This is a genomic window from Brachybacterium endophyticum, from assembly GCF_003130585.1.
In the GTDB taxonomy this organism is placed as follows: Bacteria; Actinomycetota; Actinomycetes; order Actinomycetales; family Dermabacteraceae; genus Brachybacterium; species Brachybacterium endophyticum.
Genome location: NZ_QFKX01000003.1, coordinates 79,724 through 100,003, shown reverse-complemented (window position 1 = coordinate 100,003; position 20,280 = coordinate 79,724). Strand labels below are relative to the sequence as shown.

Sequence of the window (20,280 nt, the reverse complement as noted above, 5' to 3'; positions counted from 1 at the left end):
GTCCGCTGCGCACCCGCGCCGGTCCGTCCCGTTACGTCCCGTCCTTCGCCGACGTCCCGCACCCCAGGAGCCGCCCGTGCGATCCCGCCCTCTCCTCGCCCCGGTCGCGATCACCGCCGCGCTCGCGGTGCTCGCCGGCTGCGGGACCGCCGATCCCTCCGCCTCGCTGCCCCCGGGCACGAAGAAGGGCGGCGAGCTGGTCTACGCCTCCGATCGCGAACCGACCTGCCTGGATCCGCACAACAACGGCGACATGCCGCAGACCTACGTCGCCCGCCAGTACCTCGACTCGCTGGTCTCGATGAAGTCCGACGGCTCGGTGGTGCCCTGGCTCGCGACCTCCTGGGACGTCTCGAAGGACGGGCTGACCTACGACTTCCACCTCAAGAAGGGCGTGGAGTTCACCGACGGGGAGCCGCTGGACGCGGACGCGGTGGTGAAGAACTTCGAGCAGATCATGGACCCGGCCACACAGTCCTCGACGGACCTGCTCTATCTCAAGCCGTACTTCGAGAAGGCCCGGGCGGTATCCGAGCACACCGTCCGGGTCACGCTCAAGCGCCCCTACTCCCCGCTGCTGACGGTGCTCTCGCAGGCCTTCTTCGGCATCGAGTCCCCCAAGGCGATGGCCCGAGGCCTGGAGGAGAACTGCGCCTCGCCCGTCGGCACCGGGCCCTTCAAGGTCACCGAGTGGAAGCGGAACCAGGAGGTCGTGCTGGAGCGCAACGACGACTACGACTCCGCACCGGCCGACGCCAAGCACCAGGGTCCCGCCTACCTCGACAAGGTCACCTGGCGCTTCCTCAAGGACAACACCGCGCGCTTCGGCGCCCTGCAGTCCGGGAAGGCGCAGGCGATCTTCAACCTGCCGCCCGAGTCCGTCCCGGCGGCGAAGGCCGACGACCGGATCGACACCCAGGACTTCGTGCACTCGGGGGTCCCCTTCGCGCTCGACTTCAACACCGACAGCGAGCAGCTCGCCGACGCCCGGGTGCGCCGCGCGGTCGTGCACGCGGCCGACGCCCCCGGCATCGTCGAGAGCGCCTACGCCGGTGTCTTCCCTTACGAGGGGAACGCCCTGTCCACCGGCACCCCGGACTACGACAAGACCTTCCACCAGCCCTTCCCCTACGACCCCGAGAAGGCCGCGAAGCTGCTGGACGAGGCGGGCTGGACAGGGCGCGACGCGGAGGGCTACCGCACGAAGGACGGGAAGACCCTCACCCTGCGCCTGCCCTACGCCTCCGACCCGGGCGAGACGCCGCCGGCGGACCTGACGATCCTGCAGAACTTCCAGGCCATGGAGAAGCGCGCCGGGATCAAGGTCGAGCTGCAGCCGCAGGACGCGGCCTCGATGACCGCCATCAAGCAGGACCCCGACCGCTACGACGTCAAGGGCGGCTACTGGAACAGCCCCACGCCCGGGGTCATGTACATCAAGTTCTCCAAGGAGACCCTCGACATCGACAACGGGCAGAACGTCTCCCGGGACTACGACGAGGAGCTCGACTCCACCCTCGTGAAGGCGGCGGCCACCACGGATCCGAAGGCCCAGCAGGAGCTCTACTCCACGGCCCAGAAGATCCTCACCTCTCAGGCCTGGCACCTCCCTCTGTACCCGGTGCAGACCCGCCTGGCCGTGCGCTCGGACCAGGTCGCGGGCATCTGGGTCGAGCCCAGCGAGGGCGAGCCCGTGCTGCACGACGCCTACCTGACCAGGGACGGAGCCTGAGATGACGACCGACACACCGTCCACGCCCCTCGCGCCCGCCGGGCCGCTCCTGGCCCGACTGCGCGCCTCGTTGCCCGGCCGGATCCTGGTGCGGGTCCTCTCCGCCGTCGTGCTGCTGTGGGCCGTCGCGACGATCGTGTTCTTCCTGCAGCACCTGGTGCCGGGGGATCCGGCGCTCGCGATCCTGGGCGGTGCGGCGGCTAACCCTCCGCCCGACGCTGTGGCGGCAGTGCGCGCCCAGTACGGCTTCGACCAGCCCCTGCTCGTGCAGTACGGCCACTTCCTGGGAGGGCTGCTCCACGGGGACCTGGGCGATTCGTACACGATGAAGGAACCGGTGGTGGCGATCATCGCCGAGCAGATCGTGCCCACGCTGCAGCTGACCGCCGCCTCCCTCGCGATCGCCTGGGCGATCGCGATCGCGAGCACCCTGCTGAGCGCGGGGCGCCCCGGTCTGCTCGCGCGCATCGGCTCGGGGCTGGAGGTCGTTCTGGCCGCCCTCCCCGACTTCTGGCTGGGCGTGGTGCTGCTGGTGGTCTTCGCCGTGACCCTGCGCTGGCTCCCGGTGGTCGACGGCGGGCCGGCCGGTCTCGTGCTGCCGGCGCTCACGCTCGGCGTCCCCCTCGGCGGCTTCCTCGCCCAGGTCACCCGCGACGAGTTCGACGCCGCATCCCGTCAGCCCTTCGTGCTCTCGGCGCTCTCGCGCGGGGCTCGCCTCGGCGACGTCCGCCGGCGCCACATCCTGCGCCACGCCGCCCTGCCGGGCATCGCCCTGTCTGGGTGGGGGCTGGGCTCGCTGATCTCCGGCGCGGTGGTGGTCGAGGTGATCTTCTCCCGCCAGGGCATCGGCCAGGTGCTCGTCACCGCGGTGACCTCGCAGGACCTGCCGCTGGTGATCGGGGTGACCTTCGTGGTGGCACTGGTGTACGTGATCGCCAACATCCTCACCGACATCGCCGCCGTGGCCGTGGACCCGCGGCTGCGCTCCTCGATCGGAGACGCCTCATGACCGCTCTGGCCACCCCGCCCACGACCACCGCCCCTGCCGAGGACCGCCCGCGCGCACGCCGCCCGCGGTCCGCGTCCTCCCTGCGCAGCGTCAGCTTCTGGCTCGCGGCGCTCGTCGTCGCCCTGGTGCTGCTCGCGGCGATCGCGCCCGGGCTGCTGGCCCCGCAGGACCCGCTCGAGATCAGCCTCGGGGAGAGCTTCGACGCCCCGAGCCTCGCGCACGTCTTCGGCACGGACCAGTCGGGCCGCGACGTCTACAGCCGCGTCGTCCACGGGGCCGGGCAGTCCCTCGCGATCGGCCTGGGGGCGACCGCCATCGGCCTGCTCGGGGCCGTCGTGCTCGGGCTGCTGGGCGGTCTCGGCGGGCGCCTGGTCGACGCCTCGGTGACGCGCGTGATCGAGGTGCTCTACGCCTTCCCCGGCATCCTGCTCGCCCTGATCCTGATCGCCGTCTACGGCTCCAGCGCCCTCACGCAGATGGTCGCCGTGGGCGTCGCGACGATGCCCGGGTACGCCCGCATGGTGCGCGGGCAGGTGCTCGCGGTGAAGAGCTCGCTGTACGTCGAGGCCGCCCGCTCCCTGGGCCACTCCCCCGCGCGCATCCTCCGGCGCACGATCCTGCCCAACGCCTTCCGTCCGCTGACGGTGCTGGTCACCCTCGGGGTCGGGCAGGCGATCGTGTGGGCCGCCGCGCTCGGCTTCCTCGGCATGGGCGTGCAGCCGCCCACCGCGGAATGGGGCGCGATGCTCAACGCCGGCCGCACCTACATCCAGCAGGCCTGGTGGATGGACTTCTTCCCCGGCATCACGATCGTCGCCTTCACCCTGTCCCTCACCGTGCTGGGCCGTCACCTGCAGCGGTCCACCGACTCCGGAGCCACCCGATGAGCGCCCTGATCACCGCCGAGAACCTCTCCGTCGCCTTCGACGGCACCGAGGTCGTCCACGACGTCTCCCTGTCCCTGCGTCCGGGCAGCTGCCTGGGGATCGTCGGCGAGTCCGGCTCCGGGAAGTCGGTGACGGCGCGCAGCCTGCTGGGCCTGAACGGCGAGCGCGCGAGCGTCACCGCCACCCGCCTGGAGGCGGGGGTCGACCTGCTGCGCGCGACGCCCGCGGAGCTGCGTTCCCTGCGCGGACGGCGCATCGGCTACGTGCTGCAAGACGCCCTGGTGTCGCTGGACCCGCTGCGCCGCGTGGGGGCGGAGATCGCCGAGGCGCTGCGCGTGCACGGCACTCCGCGCGGGGAGCGGGAGGGCCGGGTGCACGAGCTGCTGGCCGCGGCCGGGGTGCCCGAGCCCGAGCTGCGGGCGCGTCAGCTGCCCAGCGAGCTCTCGGGCGGGCTCCGACAGCGGGCGTTGATCGCCGCCGCTCTCGCCCTGGACCCGGAGGTGCTGATCGCCGACGAGCCCACGACGGCGCTCGACGTCACCGTGCAGACGCAGATCCTCTCCCTGCTCGAGGCGAGCCTCGCCGAGGGCCGCGCGATCATCCTCATCAGCCACGACCTGGCCGTCGTCGAGCGCCTGGCCGACGAGGTGCTGGTGATGAAGGACGGTCGCGTCGTCGAGCAGGGACCGACCTCGCAGGTGCTGTCCCGTCCGCAGGACCCGTACACCCGCCGCCTGCTGGCCGCGGTGCCCTCGGCCCGCTCCCGCGGCTCGCGGCTCTCGGACGTCCCGCCGCTCGAGCTGTCGGCCCGGGACCGTTCGGCGCTCCGCTCCCGCCCCGCGGCCGACGGTCCTCTGCTGGAGGTCGAGGACGTCTCCAAGCGCTACCGCGGGCCGGACGGGCGCGAGCGCACCGTCGTGCGCGACGTGTCGTTCGCGCTGGAGGCCGGCGAGACCCTCGGGATCGTCGGTGAGTCCGGCTCCGGCAAGTCGACGACGGCGCAGATCGCACTCGGTCTCACCGAGCCCAGCGCAGGGCGGGCGCTGCTGGACGGCCAGGCGTGGTCGGGGATCCCCGAGCGTCTGCGCCGGCCGCGACGCCGCCGGATCTCGATGGTCCCGCAGGATCCGCTGGGCTCCTTCGACCCGCGCTGGGACGTGGGCCGGATCATCGCCGACGCGATCCCGGCCGAGGAGGCCCCGGCCGGAGAGGCCCCGTCACCCCGCGGCGGACGCTGGGGGCGGCTGTTCCGGGGCGCCGGGTCCCGCGGGCCGTCGGAGCGGGTCGTGGAGCTGCTCGAGGCCGTCGGCCTCGGCGAGGGGTACGCCCGGCGGCACCCGCTCTCCCTCTCCGGCGGGCAGCGTCAGCGGGTGGCGATCGCCCGCGCGCTGGCGACGGCCCCGGAGATCCTGGTCCTCGACGAGCCGGTCTCCGCGCTCGACGTGTCGATCCAGGCGCAGGTCCTCGACCTGCTCGCCGACCTGCAGAAGGCGCTCGGCACCGCGCACCTGTTCATCTCGCACGACCTCGGCGTCGTCCACCACGTCAGCGACCGGGTGCTGGTGATGCAGGACGGCCAGGTGGTCGAACAGGGCACGGCCGACGACGTCTTCTTCCGCCCCCGGCATCCGTACACCAGGGAGCTCGTCGACGCGCTCCCCCATCCGACCCTCCAGGAGACCGCATGAGCACGACCACCACCACCGATCCGGCCCTCGACGCGCAGCCCGAATGGTCGACCGCCACCGCCGACGAGCTGCGGGCACGCTTCGCCCCCGTCCTCACCGAGATCGCGGAGGGAGCGCTCGAGCGCGAGCGCGAGCGCCGCCTCCCCTTCGCCGAGGTCCGTGCCCTCGCCGACGCGGGGTTCACGGCCGTCACCGTCCCCCGCGAGCTGGGTGGGGCCGGTGCCGACGTGGAGACCCTGTTCCGTCTGCTCATCGACCTCGGTGAGGCCGACTCGAACCTCCCGCAGCTGCTGCGCGCGCACTTCCTGTTCGCCAACGGCCTGCTGCTGGGCGATGAGGAGGAGGACCCGGCGCCCTGGCAGCGCCGGCTCGCGCAGGGCGACGTGTTCGGCAACGCGAGCCACGAGCGCTCCACCGCGCGGGTCGGGGATCTGGCGACCACCGTGGTCCGTGACGGCGAGGACTACGTGATCAGCGGCGAGAAGCACTACTCCACGGGCTCGATCTTCGCCGACTGGATCAACGTCACCGCGCTGACCCCCGAAGGCCAGCACGCACGCGTGACCGTTCGCGTCGACGATGCGGGCGTGGAGGTGCGCGACGACTGGGACGGCTTCGGCCAGCAGCTCACCGGCAGCGGTACCACGGTGCTGCGCGACGTGCACGTACCGGCCTCGAGGGTGCGCATCCGCGGGCAGAGCATCGATGGCCGCCCCACCCCGCAGACCGCGTTCCTGCAGCTGGTGCTGCTCTCATCGCTGGTGGGTGCGGGGCGCGCGGCGCTGCGTGACGCGATCGGCTTCGTGCGCTCGCGCACCCGGGTCTACTCCCAGGGCAGCGGGACGACGGCGGCATCGGATCCGCTGGTCCAGTCCGTCGTCGGCCGGCTCTCGGCGAAGGTCGCCGCGGCCGAGGACTCCGTTCTCGCGGCCGCCCGCGCCCTCGGTCTCGCGCAGGACGCGGTCGTCCAGGACCACCGCGACGGCACGATCGGATCGGAGCGCGCGCACGCGCTCATCGATGCGGCCGAGCTGCGCACCGTGCAGGCGCAGCTCACCGCCGTCGACGAGATACTCGAGGTGACCTCGCGCCTGTTCGACGTGGGCGGCGCCTCGGCGACCTCCCGCGGGCGCGCCCTGGACAGGCACTGGCGCAACGCCCGCACGCTGTCCTCGCACAATCCCGCGATCTACCAGGAGCGGGCGATCGGCGACCGGCTGCTCAACGACAGCGAGCTGCTGTATTTCTGGTCGACGGGCGAGAAGAAGAGCTGACGCGGGGACGGGCCTCCGTCCGCGTCAGCCCGAGCACCGCCGACCCGCCCGGGTCAGTCCCCGAGAGCCTTCTCGTAATCGTCGTACGTCGCCTGGTCGAAGAGCCAGAAGCGGATCTCCTCGAAGCCGCCGAGCTCCGCGGCCCCCTCGCGCACGGTGGCGACCGCGATCGCGGCGGCACGGTCCACCGGGAAGCGGTACACCCCGGTCGAGATCGAGGGGAAAGCCACGCTGGCCAGGCCGTTGTCACGGGCGACCTCGAGGCTGCGGCGATAGCAGGAGGCGAGCTGCTCGTCCTTGCTGCGCTGCTTCGCCTCGTCGCCGCCGCTCGCCCAGACGGGGCCGACGGTGTGGATCACGTGGGCGGCCGGGAGGTCGTGGCCGCCAGTGATCTTCGCATCGCCTGTCTCGCACCCGTCCAGCTCGCGGCACTCGGCGAGCAGGCCCTTGCCGGCGGCACGGTGGATGGCGCCGTCGACGCCGCCCCCGCCGAGCAGGGTCTTGTTGGCGGCGTCGACGATCGCGTCGACCTCGCCGTCGGTGGTGATGTCACCGAGGTGGAGCGTGATCCGGGGATGTCGCTCGGCGGCCATCGCGCTCAGGCCTCGACGGTGACGACGATCTTGCCGCTGGTGTGGCCGTCCATGTTCGCGCGGAAGGCGTCGGCCGCCTGCGCGAGCGGGAAGCTCTCCGCGACGTCGATGCGCAGCTTACCGGTCTCCACCAGGTCGGCGAGGACGGCGAGGTCCTCGGCGTCGGGGCGCACCCAGATGTAGGTGCCGCCCTTCTCGGCCACGGCGGGGTCGGCGATCGACCCGAGCCGGCCGCCGTCGGCGAGGACGGCCAGCGACGGCTCGAGGACGTCGCCGACGTAGTCCGCGACCACGTCGACGCCGTCGGGCGCGAGCTCGCGCACCCGGTCGGCGAGGCCGTCGCCGTAGACGACGGGCTCGGCGCCCAGGCCGCGCACCCGCTCGTGGTTCTTCTCGGAGGCGGTGCCGATCACGCGGGCCCCGAGGGCCACGGCGATCTGCACCGCGAAGCTGCCCACGCCGCCGTTCGCGCCGTGGACCAGCACGGTCGAGCCCTCACCGACACCCAGGCGGGTGAGGCTCTGGTAGGCGGTGAGGCCGGCCAGCGGGAGAGCGGCGGCCTGCTCCCAGTCGAGCTTCGGGGGCTTGCGCGCGAGGGTGCGCACGGGGAGGGTCATCTGCTGGGCGAAGGAACCCTGCTCGACCCAGTCCTTGCGCCCGTATGCCATCACCTCGTCGCCCTCGGCGACCTCGGTGACGTCGAGGCCGACCTGCTCGACGACGCCCGCGACGTCCCAGCCGGGGATGGCGGGGAACTGGATGTTCATCAGCGGGTCGAGCCCGCCGGCGACGATCTTCCAGTCCACCGGGTTCACGCCCGCGGCCTTGACCGCGATGCGCACCTCGCCGGGGCCGACCTTGGGGGGATCGACCTCGCTGAGCTCGAGGACGTCGGGATCGCCGTAGGTGCTGTAGGTAATGGCCTTCATGCCCCGTTCGAACGCGTCGGGGCGGGGCGAGTATTCCTCGGGCGGGCGTCGGCGCGGCCCGACGTCGCGCCTCGCCGTCGCGTGGAGGTGCCCTCGATCCGCCCGGCGCGGTTGTTAGAGTGCCAGAGCGCATGTGCCGTACATCACCCATGGCCGGGTGGCGCCGACGAGGGCGACACCGGGCCGTGCTTCCCCTCCAGTGCTCCTGCCATCCCGCCTCACCCTGCCCGGACCGCGCCCGGTCGCGATCACGATCGCGCCTGCTCCCGCCCGGGATCCCCGCCCCATCCCTCCCGAGCCACCGCAGCTCACCATCACCGGAAGGCCCTAGCTGTGAATCCTTTGACGCCGCACGCCTCGACCACCCCGCACACCTCGAGCTCCGTGACCCGTCGCCGCGCGCTGGGCCTCGCCGCCGCCGTCGGCGGGGGCATCGCCGTCGCCTCCTCCGCGGCGCCGGCCCTGGCGGCAGGGGACGCGGCCGGTGCGCACGCGGGGCAGCCCGCCCCGGCGGCGAACAGCACGGACCTCCCTCCCGTGCGTCCCGTGCCCCAGCAGGTCACCGCCTCGGGCGGCGCCGTCAACCTCGCGGGGAAGGTCAGCATCATCGTCGGCCCCGAGACCGACGACGTCGCGCTCGAGACGCTGCGCGAGCTGCTCGAGGACGCCGGGGCCAGCATCCGGGTCATCACCGCGACCAGCGAGCGGACCACGGCACAGGGGACCCGCATCCACCTGGGCACCGAGGCGGACAATCCCACGATCGCCCCGAACCTGACGGCGCTGGGGGCCGACGGCACGAAAGGCATCGACGCCGAGGGCTACGTCCTCGCCGCGGGCCGCTCGAAGGGCGTCCTCGTGGTCCTGGCGGGCGCCGACGCCGCCGGCACCTTCTACGCGGTGCAGACGCTCCGCCAGCTGCTGTCGGGCGGGAGCCGCGTGCCGCAGGTCGAGGTGCGCGACTGGCCGCTGATGTCGATCCGCGGCTCCATCGAGGGGTTCTACGGGATCCCCTGGTCCCACCAGGCACGTCTGGACCACTTCCCCTTCTACGGCCGCCACAAGCTGAACACGTACATCTACACGCCCAAGGACGATCTGCTGCTGCGCTCGAAGTGGCGCGACCTCTACGAGGACGAGGCCCTCGCGGACCTGCGCGAGCTGGTCGAGACGGCCACGGCGCACCACGTGCACTTCACCTACGCGCTCTCGCCGGGCAACGACATCACCTACGGCAGCGACGAGGACTTCGCTGCGACCGTCACCAAGTTCGATCAGGTGCGGGACCTCGGCGTCACCAGCTTCTACATCGCCCTGGACGACATCCCCACCGACCTGAACGACGAGGACGCCGCACAGTTCGACTCCCTCGCCGCGGCGCAGGCGCACTACCTGAACCGCCTGCAGGACGAGTACGTGAAGGCCAACGACCTCGAGCCCCTGCAGACCGTCCCCACCGAGTACTCGGGCTCGGGACCCTCGGACTACAAGACCGCCTTCGGCAGCGGCATCGACGGGGACGTCCGCGTGCAGTGGACCGGCGAGGGCGTGTTCTCGCCGCAGGTCACGGCCGAATCGGCGAAGACGGCGCAGGAGTCCTACCACTCCGAGCACCTCTACGTCTGGGACAACTTCCCGGTCAACGACGGGCGCCGCGACCGGATCTTCCTGAACCCCCTCGAGGGCCGCGACGCGACCCTCCACGAGTACTTCGACGGCTTCACCGCGAACCCGATGATCGAGCCCTACGCCTCGCTGCCCTCGCTCGCGAACTACGCGGACTACTGCTGGAACCCGCCGCACTACGACGCGGAGGACTCCTTCGCCGCGGCCCTGGACGAGCTCGCGGGGAACGACCGGCAGGTGCGCCGGGCCCTCGACGTGTTCGTGGACCTCAACGTGCACTGGCCCTACCGCGACGGCTCCCCCAAGGCACCGGCCCTCGCGGCCGACGTCGACGCGTACGTCGAGGCCTACGAGGCCGGCTCGCAGCCGGGCCGCGAGGCTCTGCGCACGCGCCTGAACCAGATCGTGAAGCTGCCGCGCACCCTGGAGGCGATGGACTCCCAGGGCTTCGTCGCCGACACCAAGCCCTGGATGGTCGCGGCCTCCCAGTGGGCCCAGGGCCTGAAGGACCAGGACAGGATGCTCACGGCGCTCGAGGACGGCGCCCTGAAGAAGGCGTCGAAGGCAGCGGCGAGCGCGAAGGCGAGCTTCGAGGCGGCGACCGCCGCCACCGTCCCCGACCAGCGCGAGGACGGGGTCTACAAGGAGGACCAGATCACCCCGAGCGTGGGCGACGGGATCTTCGAGGTGTTCATCGCCCGGGCCTGGGCCGAGCTGCGCGACGTCCTGCCGGACGACCCCTCGCTGCCGTTCGTCGGCCTCCCCGCCACGGCCAGCACCACGCTGGAGCAGTACAAGGACTACGCACCGGCGCTCATGGTCGACGGCGACGAGTCCACGATGTTCTGGTCCGCGCGGGCCCCGAAGGTCGGCGACACCATCACCCTCGAGCTCACCACCCCGGCCGACGTCCGCTTCGTGCAGCTGAAGATGGCCAAGAACGACGACACCCCGGCCGATCAGATCTACGCCGGCGACGTCGAGCTCTCGGCCGACGGCGAGGACTGGACGAGGATCGGCAGCCTGAGCGGGGACGCCGTGTTCACCAAGGAGCTGGCGCAGCCGGTGCACGCGGGATGGGCCCGTGTGAGCGTGACGGGGAAGAACCCCGGCGGGAAGTGGGTCCAGGTGCGCGAGTTCGCGATCTCCGACCGGCTGCCCGCGAAGGGCTGACCCGGCGCGATCGGGAGCTCTTCACGGACACCATCCGTCCGCCCCGTGCGCAAGGATGAGGGGGTCGATGCCCCGCCGTCCCACGGCTGGCCCCGGGAGGGACCGTGAAGAGCTTCCACCGCGTGCTGGTGAACACTGCGATCGCCAACGTCACCACGGGCTTCCTGTGGTTCGCCCTGACGTTCTGGATCTACCTGGAGACCCGCTCGGTGCTGGCGACCGGCGTGATCGGCGGCGCGTACATGGGGCTGGTCGCGCTCTGCTCGCTGTTCTTCGGGGTGGTCGTCGACCACACCCGCAAGAAGTCGGTGATGGCGCTGAGCTCGCTCATCACCGTCTCGGCGTACCTGGTGGCGGGAGCGCTGTGGCTCGTGCTCCCCCACGAGTGGTTCCTGCGCGTCGACTCACCCGCGTTCTGGCTGTTCGTGCTGCTGATCCTGGGCGGCAGCGTGGTCGAGAACATGCGCAACATCGCGCTGTCCACGACCGTGACCCTGCTGGTGCCCGACGGCTCGCGCGACCGCGCGAACGGTCTGGTCGGCATGGTCCAGGGCGTCGCGTTCATGGTGACCTCGGTGTTCTCAGGTCTCGCGATCGGGTTCCTGGGGATGGGCCCGACGCTGCTGATCGCGATCGTGGCGACCTGCGGTGCGCTGCTGCACCTGATCACCGTGCGGATCCCCGAGGACCGCATCGCCACCGCCGCAGAGGCCGCAGCAGCGGTCGCGGCCGACGCCGCCGCCCACGCCGAGGCCGGCGGAGAGGCCGACGGATCCTCGACGGCGGCAGCGCCGGCACCGTCGGTCCCCGTGACCGCCGCAGCGCCCGAGCCGGCCCGCCCACCGACCCTGCGGGAGCGCATCGACCTCTCCGGGTCGCTGCGCTCGATCCGCTCGGTGCCGGGGCTGCTCGCCCTGATCCTCTTCGCCTGCTTCAACAACCTGGTGGGCGGGGTCTACATGGCACTCATGGACCCCTACGGGCTCGAGCTGCTCAGCGCACAGGCCTGGGGGATCATCCTGGGCGTCACCAGCACCGGCTTCATCGTGGGCGGCATGATCGTGGCCAAGGCCGGGCTGGGCGCGAACCCCGTGCGCACCCTGCTGCTGCTGAACATCGGCGTCGCCGCGGTGGGCGGGACCTTCGCGATCCGCGAGTCCTGGATCCTGTTCGCGGTCGGGATCTTCGTCTACATGTCGATGATCCCGGCGGCCGAGGCCGCCGAGCAGACGGTGCTGCAGCGGGTCGTCCCGTTCGAGCGCCAGGGCCGCGTGTTCGGCTTCGCCCAGAGCGTCGAGGTCGCGGCGGCTCCGATCTCGGCCTTCCTGGTCGCCCCGATGGCCGAGTTCTGGGTGATCCCGTGGGCGGAATCCGAGCCGGGCCGCGCCGGCGTCTCCTGGTTGCTGGGAGAGGGCAGCACCCGCGGCATCGCCCTGATGTTCCTGCTGGCCGGGGTGGTGATGCTGGTGGCGGTCGCGGTGGCCTTCGCCTCGCCGCAGTACCGTCGGCTCTCGACCTACTACGCGGCATCGCGCGCGGATCCGGCGGCGACGGGGACGGGGAGCGCGGCAGGGGCTCCTCTCTAGTCGGCCCGTCCCGGCCAAGCTCTGCGTGACCGCGGTCACAGCATGGTGGTAGCGTCCAGGCAGTGTCGCCGCGAGGGCGACCCCGAAGGAAGGACCCGTCGTGGCCGCCCCCACCTTCGCCCCGTACATCAGCTTCCCGGGCAACGCCGAGGACGCCTTCCGCTACTACGCCGAGGTGTTCGGCGGCGAGCTCCAGGTCATGCACTACGGCGACTTCTCCACCGAGGGCTTCCCCTTCCAGCCGCCGGAGGGCGCGGTCGCCCACGCCGAGCTCCACGGCGGCAGGGTCACCCTCACCGGCGGCGACGCCGTCGGACCCGAGCTGCCGGACCTCCACTCGGACGTCTACTCCTTCCTGCTCGCCCTGGGGGACGTCGCGGCTGCCCGCGCGCTCATCGACACCCTCATCGACGGTGGCGGGCAGGAGGCGATGCCCTTCGACCTCGCCCCCTGGGGAGACCACTACGGCCAGGTCACCGACCGCTTCGGCGTGCTGTGGGCGGTCATGGTTCCCGGGGATCACGGCCCGAGCGCCCAGGGTGGGGACGCCGCGGAAACCGCGTGACGCCACCCGGTTCACGCCCTACCCTCACGCCATGCCTGCACCGGACGGATTCACCTACACCGAGCGCGGCGACGACGTGGTCCTGCTCCACCACGGGCGCCCTGCCGCGACGCTGCGTGGTCGTCGCGCAGCCGTGTTCCTCGAGGACGTCACCGCGGGCGGCGAGCGCGACGCCCAGGAGCTGATGGCGCGCCTGACCGGGAACTACCGGCGCGGCAACGAGCGCCGTGCGCGGCAGCACCCGCGCAACGTCGGACGCTGAACGCCCGCCCGTCGACGACCGCTCCGACTTTTCGTGGAATATTCAATGATCTGTTAGGGTTGGTCTCACCATGCGAGCCTTCGGATTCCTCAGCTTCGGCCACTACGGCGGCACTCCCGCGCAGGGCGGTCTCGATGCGCGCCAGATGCTGCACGACGCGGTCGACATCGCCGTCGGTGCCGACGAGATCGGCGTGAACGGCGCGTACTTCCGCGTCCACCACTTCGCACGGCAGTCGGCCTCGCCGATGCCGCTGCTCTCGGCCGCCGCTGCGCGCACGCAGCGCATCGAGGTCGGCACGGGCGTCATCGACATGCGCTACGAGAACCCGCTGTACCTCGCCGAGGAAGCCGCGGCCCTCGACCTGCTGGCCGACGGGCGCCTCGCGCTCGGCATCTCCCGCGGCAGCCCCGAGCCGGCCGACCGCGGGTGGGAGGCCTTCGGCTACCACGGCTCGACGGACCCGCGCGGGGCGGACATCGCCCGCGAGAAGTTCGACCTGTTCCTGCGTGCGGTGCGCGGCGCCCCGATGGCGCGCGCCGGCCAGCAGCCGTTCATGTCCGACGCCGCCCCGGGGGCCGGTCTGCGTATCGAACCGCACTCCCCCGACCTCGCCGACCACGTCTGGTGGGGCGCAGGCAGCCGCGACAGCGCCGAGAACGTGGGGCGGATGGGACTGAACCTCATGAGCTCGACGCTGCTGACCGAGGCGACCGGCGAGTCCTTCGCCGATCTCCAGGCCGAGCAGATCGACCGCTTCCGCGCCGCCTACAAGGAGGCCGGGCACACCGGCAGTCCGCGGGTCTCGGTCTCGCGCAGCGTCTTCCCGATCATCGACGAGCAGGACCGCATGCTCTTCGGCGTGCGTCCGGGCGAGGGCGGCGACCAGATCGGCATCATCGACGGCATGCGCTCGACCTTCGGGCGCACCTTCGCCGGCGAGCCCGACCAGCTGATCGAGCAGCTGCGGGCCGACGCCGCCGTGCAGAGCGCCGACACCCTGATGCTGACGATTCCCTCGCAGGCCGGCGTGGACCTGAACCTGCACATCCTGCAGAGCTTCGCGGAGCATGTAGCCCCGGCGCTGGGGTGGAAGCCGAACACGGAGGGCCCGGTGCAGGGCGATCCGGTGGCCTGAGAATCCACCCGCCCGCTGATCGGTCCGACGGAGCATCACGCTGAGCGAGGGGCGCCCTGGGCCCTCCGGGTCGAGATGCAGGATGCGCGAGGGCAGCGGGCCCCCGCCTCCCTTGGCTCATGGTCAGCTGCCGACGGCCACCACCCTGACGGCGATCTCGTCCAGGTTCGGCAGCCGCTGCCTCACCGTCTCCTCGGCCGTCGATGCCAGACGGTCGGCGTCCACGAGGGTCGTCGCCGACGTGCGGACGAGCGCGTCCCCATGGAGCCGGTGCCCGATCCACCGCATCCGCACCCGGTCGACGGAGTCGATGCCGATGACCTCCCCGAGGGCGCGTTCCGCACGGTCCACGAGCTCCGGTTCGACCCCGTCCATGAGGCGGCGCCCGACCGAACGCACGGTCCCGACCAGAAGGACGGCGATCATGGCGGAGATCAGAAGGCCCACGATCGGATCGGCGAGGGGGAACCCGAGCAGCACCCCGATCCCGCCGGCGACCACCGCGAGGGACGTGAAGCCGTCGGTGCGCGCATGGATCCCGTCGGCGACCAGGGCAGCGGACCCGATCCGGCGTCCCACGCGAATGCGGTAGACGGCGACGGCCTCGTTCCCGAGGAAGCCGACGACCCCCGCGGCGATGACCCAGCCGATGTTCTCCATCGGCCGCGGGCTGACCATCCGATCGATGGCCTCGACGGCCGCCACGACGGCCGACAGCGCGATCATGAGCACGATGAAGAGGCCTGCGAGGTCCTCGGCCCGGTTGAAGCCGTACGTGTACCGACGTGTCGCTACCCGGCGAGACAGGACGAACGCGATCCACAGCGGCACCGCCGTGAGTGCGTCGGAGAGGTTGTGGACCGTGTCCGCGAGCAGGGCGACCGAACCGGAGAATGCCACGATGACCGCTTGCACGACGGTCGTCACGAGCATGAGGACAAGACTGACCTTGACGGCGCGGATCCCCTGGGAGTGCGCCTCCATCGCATCGTCGATGGAGTCGGCCGCGTCATGGGAGTGCGGGACGAAGATCCCGTGGAGGACACCCCTGACCCCTGTCGGATGGGAGTGGCCGGGATGGTCGTGCCCGTGCGCGTGCCCATGCCCGTGGAGATGGACGTCCCCGTGGGAGTGGTCCCCGCGGCGCGCGGAGGATCGGGGGCGATGGGTCATCATCGCCCCTCGTGGTGGTGCGCGGGGACCTGTCCGCCGGCAACGGCGTGCTCGGCCTGGAAGATCGCATCGGAGACCAGCTGCGACGCGTGCTCGTTCTCGAGTCGGTAGAACACCCGCTGGCCCTGCTGACGCGTCGAGAGGATCCGGGCCATGCGCAGCTTCGCCAGGTGCTGGGACACCGCTGCCGGGGACTTGTCGACGATGTCGGCCAGGTGATTGACCGAGAGCTCTTCGTTCGCGCGCAGCGCGAGGATGATGCGCACGCGCGTGGCATCGGCCAGGAGAGTGAAGACCTCGACGGCGAGCTCGACGTACTGACTGTCGGGATCCAACCCACACATCTTCTTATCTGCGTCCATACGCAGATTATTGCATAAGAGGTCGCCGACCACGCCAGGCGAGACAGCGACGGAGCTCGCCCGCCCTCGACGCCTCAGCCGCGCAGCTCCAGGTGCAGCTCGACGTGCACGTCGTCGCCGACGCCCACCCCCGTCGCCCTCTGTACGGCGACCTTCACCGGCACCAGATAGACGCCGTCACGGGGGAACAGGGAGGTCGTGAACTCGACGCCCTCGATCCGCGCGACCACCGGGATCGTGCCCCAGCCGTAGGTGACCAGCGAGGCGACCTCCGCGATCTGGTCGGACTCGTCCTCGGGCACGCGGGCGAAGACGAACGGCGCCGGGCCGCGCCAGGCGATCGTGGTGGCATCGAAGGAGAGGTCCACGAGCTCAGCATGCGCCCTGCGGGACGAGCACGGGGAGCACTTCCGCATCTCCGCGCGGACGTCGCCGGAAAAGAGCTGATCGTGCTCTCGGTCCTGGATCAGGCGGCGACGAAGCGTCCCGGCGTGGTCCCCAGGACCCGTCGGAAGTGGCGCGTCAGATGCGCCTGGTCGTGGAAGCCCGATGCCGCCGCGGCCTCGGCGGGGCTGGAACCGTCCAGCAGCAGCCGGCGGGCGGAATCGACCCGTCGGCCGACGACGTAACGGTGCGGCGCGATCCCGTAGGCCTGCGAGAACACGCGCACCAGATGGGCGCGACTGGAACCGAGGGCCTCGGCGACCTCGGCGATCGTGAAGGCCTCGCGGAAGCGGTCGTCCAGGTGTCGGCGCAGGCGCTGGGCGAGCGGCCGGTCGGATGTCGTCTCCTCGTTCTCGCCCAGGCGCGGCCGCACCAGCTGTGCGAGCCCCAGCAGTTCACCCTCGACGGTGAGCGCGTCACCCGGAGCGGCGAGCGCGTCGTGGATCCGCTCGACGGCGCCGACGATCTCCGGGGTGCTCAGCATGGGGTGGCGGGCGGCGGCATCAGCGGCGTGGGCGGGCAACCATTCGGGGTCGAGGTAGAGCACCCGCTTGCGGAAGGGGTCGCCGGGAACGGCGGTGCGGCCGTCATGGGGGACGTGCGGGGGCAACAGGGTGACCGCGGCCGGCACCGCCTCGTGCGCATGACGGTCCAGGTCGTAGGAGACCGCGCCGTCGTCGATCAGCAGCACGCTCCAGGAGTCATGGGTGTGCGCAGGGTAGACGTGGTGCTCGAACCGGGCGTGCAGGACCTCCTGCAGGAGGGGCACCTCGGGGCGCCAGGCGCGGACCGTCTCGGTCATGCAACAAACGTACAAGACCGGGTCCGCCCGACCTCGCAGAGTGGACGCATGACCGAACAGATCTCGACCACAGACCCTGCCGCCGATCCCGACGCCACGCAGGCCGCTGCCTCGCCCCGCTTCGACACCAAGGTGGTGGTCGCCCTCCGGGACGACCTGCTGCCCTGGCAGGAGCTGAACGTGACGGCGTTCCTCATGAGCGGCATCGCGACCCGCCACGAGAGCATGGTCGGCGAGCCGTACACCGATGCGGACGCCACCCCCTACCTGCCGATGCTCCGCCAGCCCGTGCTGGTGATGACGGCGAGCGCCGAGACCCTCACGAAGGCGCGTGCGAAGGCGATCTCGCGGGGGATGCCCACGGCCGTCTACACACGGGAGCTGTTCTCCACCGGGCACGACGAGGCGAACCGGGCGGCGGTCGCCGACGTCCCCGCCGAGCAGCTGGACCTGGTGGGGCTGGCCGTGCACGGCCCGCGCAACGGTGTGGACCGGGTGATGAAGGGAGCGCGGATGCACGCGTGAGGAGATGTCGCGGCGCGCAGCGACAATGGTGCGATGCTCCGCGACGACGTCCTCTCCCGGCTCCAGGCCCTTCCCGCATCGGCGAGGCGCGAGGCCTACCTCGACTTCGTGCGGGACAAGGGCGAGGAGGCGCTGTGGAAGGGCCTGGGCCCCGAGCACCTCACCGCGTCGGCCTTCGTGTTCTCCCCGGATGCCGACCGGACCCTGATGTGCTTCCACCGCAAGGGCGGCTTCTGGGTGCAGGTGGGCGGCCACCTCGAACACGGGGACCGTTCCCTCGCGGCTGCGGCGCTGCGCGAGGCGGGCGAAGAGTCCGGCCTCGTCGACCTCGAGCTGGTCGGCGAGGGCATCACGGACCTGGACCGTCACGAGCTCTCCGGAGGGTTCACCTGCGCCGCGCACTGGGACATCGGGTTCACGATGATCGCCGACCCCGCTTCTGCTCTCACGGTCAGCAAGGAGAGCCGGGACGTGCGCTGGTTCCCCGTCGACGCCTTGCCGGACGGTCTCGCGCCCGGCTGCGCACGGCGAGTGCAGGGCGCGAGGGCGGTGCTGGGGTGACCGGGCTGGGTACGTCCGGCGTCCCGCACAGCACGCTGCGCGTCGCGACGGTGAACATCAACGGCATCCGCGCGACCCTGCGCCGCGGCTTCGACGACTGGCTGCGCGAGCGCGGGTGCGACGTGATCGCCCTGCAGGAGGTGCGGGCCCAGGCCGAGAAGCTGCCCGACGGCGCCTTCGGCGAGTACCACGCAGCACTCGACACCGGGAGCATCCCCGGACGCAACGGGGTCGCGGTGCTGACGCGGCAGCGGCCTGCCGCCGTGCGCACCTGGAGCGGTGCCGCTCTCCTCGCGGAGCCGTCGGCATCAGGCGCGAACCCGTCGGCCCCCGAGGTTCCGGCGGGAGACCGGGTCGTCCTCCCCCGGGGCCTGCTGCCCTTCGCCGATCAGGGGCGGTACATCGAGGTCGACCTCGCGGAGGCTCCGGTGACGATCGCGAGCCTCTATCTGCCCAAGGGAGGCCTCCCTGCTGAGCTGCAGCGCCCGGAGCGGATGCGGGAGGCGCCCGACGGCGGTGCCCGCTACACGCGGAAGATGGCGTTCATGGCCGCCTTCTCGACGTACCTCACGCGGACCCGTCGGGCGGCCGCGGCAGCCGGACGCGAGTATCTGCTGATGGGTGACCTGAACATCGCTCACACCCGCCAGGACCTCGCGGCCTGGCGCCGGAACCAGCAGAACGACGGCTTTCTGCCCGAGGAACGCGAATGGTTCGGACGGCAGCTGGGTCCGCGCACGCTCGTGGACGTGGTGCGCTCCCTGCATCCCGACCAGGACGGCCCGTACTCGTGGTGGTCCTGGCTCGGGCAGTCCTTCGCGCGCGACGCCGGCTGGCGCATCGACTACCACCTGGCCACCCCGCATCTGGCGCGCGGCGCCCACTGGGCGGCCGTGGACCGTGAGGTGGCGGGCACGCGGCTGTCGGACCATGCGCCGGTGGTGGTGGAGTACTCGGTCTGAGGGGTCCGGCACCTGCCTGTCCCGCGCCGACGCATCCCTCCGAGGAACAGATCGCCCTCGCACGCGTTGTACGAGGCATGACAACGATCGGAATCATCGGTGCAGGCAGGATCGGCAGCCAGGTCGCGCGAGCGGCACTGGGAGCGGGCTACGAGGTGGTGATCGCGAACTCCCGCGGTCCCGAGACCCTCTCGGATCTCGTCGCGGAGCTCGGATCGGGAGCGCGTGCGGCCACGGCCGCGGAGGCGGGAGAGGCAGGGGACGTGGTGGTCGTGACCATCCCCCTGCACGCGATCGACCAGGTGCCCGTCGAGCCGCTCGCCGGCAAGATCGTGCTGGACACCAACAACTACTACCCCGAGCGCGACGGGCAGATCCCGGCGCTGGACGCGAACGAGACCACCACCTCGCAGCTGCTCCAGGACCGCCTGCCCACCTCGAAGGTCGTCAAGGCGTTCAACCACATCTACGCCCCCGACATCACCACCGACGTCGCCCCGGCGGGGACGCCCGACCGCCGCGCCATCGCGGTCTCGAGCGATCACCCCGAGGCGGTCGAGTTCGTGACCCGGCTGTACGACGAGATCGGCTTCGATGCCGTGGACGTCAGCCCCTTGAGCGAGTCCTGGAGGGTCGAGCGTGACCGTCCGGCGTACGTGGTGCGCCAGAACGTCCAGGAGCTGCGCGACAACCTCGCCAGGGCCGAGCGCGAGGGCTGAGAGCGCAGGAGCGCCCCGCTCAGGCCTCGGAGGCGTCCTCGTCGAACTCGTGGTCCTGCCGGTACTCGCGCAGGCGGAGCCGGTCGCGGACGACGAGGGCCAGCAGGACGCCGAGCAGCGCGATCGTCACCTTGAGGTTCCCGGAGAGGTGGACGCTGTAGGCGAGCATGACCGTGAACACGACGATCATCCCCGTCACGGCACCGGAGGGCCTTCTCAGATCTGCAGACATGTCTCCCACCGTAGCCAGGGACCCGGTGGGAGCGGACC

General features: G+C 71.6%; 21 protein-coding genes. 14 read left to right on the top strand and 7 right to left on the bottom strand.

Features of this window, described 5'->3' with window-relative positions:
- Nucleotides 1-76: 76 nt before the first annotated feature.
- Genes DEO23_RS09330 through DEO23_RS09310 form a run of 5 tightly spaced genes read left to right on the top strand, consistent with a single transcriptional unit; the run spans nt 77 to nt 6,590 of the window.
- Nucleotides 77-1,732 (top strand): ABC transporter substrate-binding protein, encoded by a 1,656-nt coding sequence (locus DEO23_RS09330; protein WP_165831792.1) that lies wholly within the window; start codon nt 77-79, stop codon nt 1,730-1,732.
- A gap of 1 nt (nt 1,733) precedes the next feature.
- On the top strand, nt 1,734-2,741 hold the full coding sequence (locus DEO23_RS09325; protein WP_109275759.1) for an ABC transporter permease: 1,008 nt from the start codon (nt 1,734-1,736) through the stop codon (nt 2,739-2,741).
- Complete coding sequence (locus DEO23_RS09320; RefSeq protein ID WP_109275758.1) at nt 2,738-3,628, top strand: ABC transporter permease; 891 nt, start codon at nt 2,738-2,740, stop codon at nt 3,626-3,628. Before DEO23_RS09325 ends, DEO23_RS09320 begins: the two co-directional genes overlap by 4 nt.
- On the top strand, nt 3,625-5,316 hold the full coding sequence (locus tag DEO23_RS09315; protein WP_109275757.1) for a dipeptide ABC transporter ATP-binding protein: 1,692 nt from the start codon (nt 3,625-3,627) through the stop codon (nt 5,314-5,316). The genes DEO23_RS09320 and DEO23_RS09315 overlap by 4 nt, the downstream gene beginning before the upstream one ends.
- The gene (locus tag DEO23_RS09310; RefSeq protein WP_109275756.1) at nt 5,313-6,590 is read left to right on the top strand and encodes an acyl-CoA dehydrogenase family protein; all 1,278 of its coding nucleotides are present in this window, start codon (nt 5,313-5,315) and stop codon (nt 6,588-6,590) included. The genes DEO23_RS09315 and DEO23_RS09310 overlap by 4 nt, the downstream gene beginning before the upstream one ends.
- Before the next feature lie 53 nt (nt 6,591-6,643).
- Here DEO23_RS09310 and DEO23_RS09305 read toward each other — a convergent pair whose 3' ends face one another.
- Nucleotides 6,644-7,183 carry an O-acetyl-ADP-ribose deacetylase gene (locus DEO23_RS09305; RefSeq protein ID WP_109275755.1) on the bottom strand — a complete coding sequence of 180 codons (540 nt, stop codon included), beginning with the start codon at nt 7,181-7,183 and terminating at the stop codon, nt 6,644-6,646.
- A gap of 5 nt (nt 7,184-7,188) precedes the next feature.
- Nucleotides 7,189-8,112 carry an NADP-dependent oxidoreductase gene (locus DEO23_RS09300; protein WP_109275754.1) on the bottom strand — a complete coding sequence of 308 codons (924 nt, stop codon included), beginning with the start codon at nt 8,110-8,112 and terminating at the stop codon, nt 7,189-7,191.
- A gap of 333 nt (nt 8,113-8,445) precedes the next feature.
- Between DEO23_RS09300 and DEO23_RS09295 the strand changes: the two genes are divergently transcribed.
- The 5 genes from DEO23_RS09295 (at nt 8,446) to DEO23_RS09275 (ending at nt 14,462) form a co-directional block, all read left to right on the top strand.
- Nucleotides 8,446-10,911: a glycoside hydrolase family 84 protein gene (locus DEO23_RS09295; protein WP_133249861.1), complete on the top strand. Its 2,466-nt coding sequence runs from the start codon at nt 8,446-8,448 to the stop codon at nt 10,909-10,911.
- Nucleotides 10,912-11,015: 104 nt separating this feature from the next.
- Nucleotides 11,016-12,497 (top strand): MFS transporter, encoded by a 1,482-nt coding sequence (locus DEO23_RS09290; RefSeq protein WP_109275752.1) that lies wholly within the window; start codon nt 11,016-11,018, stop codon nt 12,495-12,497.
- A 100-nt stretch (nt 12,498-12,597) separates the two neighbouring features.
- Nucleotides 12,598-13,062 (top strand): VOC family protein, encoded by a 465-nt coding sequence (locus DEO23_RS09285; protein WP_109275751.1) that lies wholly within the window; start codon nt 12,598-12,600, stop codon nt 13,060-13,062.
- A 31-nt stretch (nt 13,063-13,093) separates the two neighbouring features.
- A complete protein-coding gene (locus tag DEO23_RS09280) occupies nt 13,094-13,324 on the top strand; it encodes a hypothetical protein (RefSeq protein ID WP_109275750.1) in 231 nt (76 codons plus the stop codon).
- Nucleotides 13,325-13,394: 70 nt separating this feature from the next.
- Complete coding sequence (locus DEO23_RS09275) at nt 13,395-14,462, top strand: LLM class flavin-dependent oxidoreductase (protein WP_109275749.1); 1,068 nt, start codon at nt 13,395-13,397, stop codon at nt 14,460-14,462.
- Nucleotides 14,463-14,585: 123 nt separating this feature from the next.
- Here the strand turns inward: DEO23_RS09275 and DEO23_RS09270 are convergent, their stop codons facing one another.
- The 4 genes from DEO23_RS09270 to DEO23_RS09255 form a co-directional block, all read right to left on the bottom strand.
- Complete coding sequence (locus tag DEO23_RS09270; RefSeq protein WP_109275971.1) at nt 14,586-15,635, bottom strand: cation diffusion facilitator family transporter; 1,050 nt, start codon at nt 15,633-15,635, stop codon at nt 14,586-14,588.
- A complete protein-coding gene (locus tag DEO23_RS09265; protein ID WP_109275748.1) occupies nt 15,635-15,997 on the bottom strand; it encodes an ArsR/SmtB family transcription factor in 363 nt (120 codons plus the stop codon). The genes DEO23_RS09270 and DEO23_RS09265 overlap by 1 nt, the downstream gene beginning before the upstream one ends.
- A 74-nt stretch (nt 15,998-16,071) precedes the next feature.
- Entirely contained in the window at nt 16,072-16,365 is a 294-nt protein-coding gene (locus DEO23_RS09260) for a DUF1905 domain-containing protein (RefSeq protein WP_109275747.1), read from the bottom strand.
- 98 nt (nt 16,366-16,463) lie between these two features.
- Nucleotides 16,464-17,243, bottom strand: a complete 780-nt coding sequence (locus DEO23_RS09255; protein ID WP_109275746.1) for an AraC family transcriptional regulator — start codon at nt 17,241-17,243, stop codon at nt 16,464-16,466.
- A 48-nt stretch (nt 17,244-17,291) separates the two neighbouring features.
- Here DEO23_RS09255 and DEO23_RS09250 point away from each other — a divergent pair, with 48 nt between their 5' ends.
- The 4 genes from DEO23_RS09250 to DEO23_RS09235 all read left to right on the top strand — a co-directional run bounded on the left by DEO23_RS09250 (nt 17,292) and on the right by DEO23_RS09235 (nt 20,010).
- On the top strand, nt 17,292-17,768 hold the full coding sequence (locus DEO23_RS09250) for a DUF2000 domain-containing protein (protein WP_109275745.1): 477 nt from the start codon (nt 17,292-17,294) through the stop codon (nt 17,766-17,768).
- A 33-nt stretch (nt 17,769-17,801) separates the two neighbouring features.
- Nucleotides 17,802-18,329, top strand: a complete 528-nt coding sequence (locus DEO23_RS09245) for an NUDIX hydrolase (RefSeq protein WP_109275744.1) — start codon at nt 17,802-17,804, stop codon at nt 18,327-18,329.
- Entirely contained in the window at nt 18,326-19,291 is a 966-nt protein-coding gene (locus tag DEO23_RS09240; RefSeq protein ID WP_240613329.1) for an exodeoxyribonuclease III, read from the top strand. The genes DEO23_RS09245 and DEO23_RS09240 overlap by 4 nt, the downstream gene beginning before the upstream one ends.
- Before the next feature lie 77 nt (nt 19,292-19,368).
- Nucleotides 19,369-20,010, top strand: coding sequence for an NADPH-dependent F420 reductase (locus DEO23_RS09235; protein WP_109275743.1), 642 nt, complete (start codon nt 19,369-19,371; stop codon nt 20,008-20,010).
- A gap of 19 nt (nt 20,011-20,029) precedes the next feature.
- Here the strand turns inward: DEO23_RS09235 and DEO23_RS15955 are convergent, their stop codons facing one another.
- Nucleotides 20,030-20,242 carry a hypothetical protein gene (locus DEO23_RS15955; protein ID WP_133249860.1) on the bottom strand — a complete coding sequence of 71 codons (213 nt, stop codon included), beginning with the start codon at nt 20,240-20,242 and terminating at the stop codon, nt 20,030-20,032.
- Between the last annotated feature and the right edge of the window lie 38 nt (nt 20,243-20,280).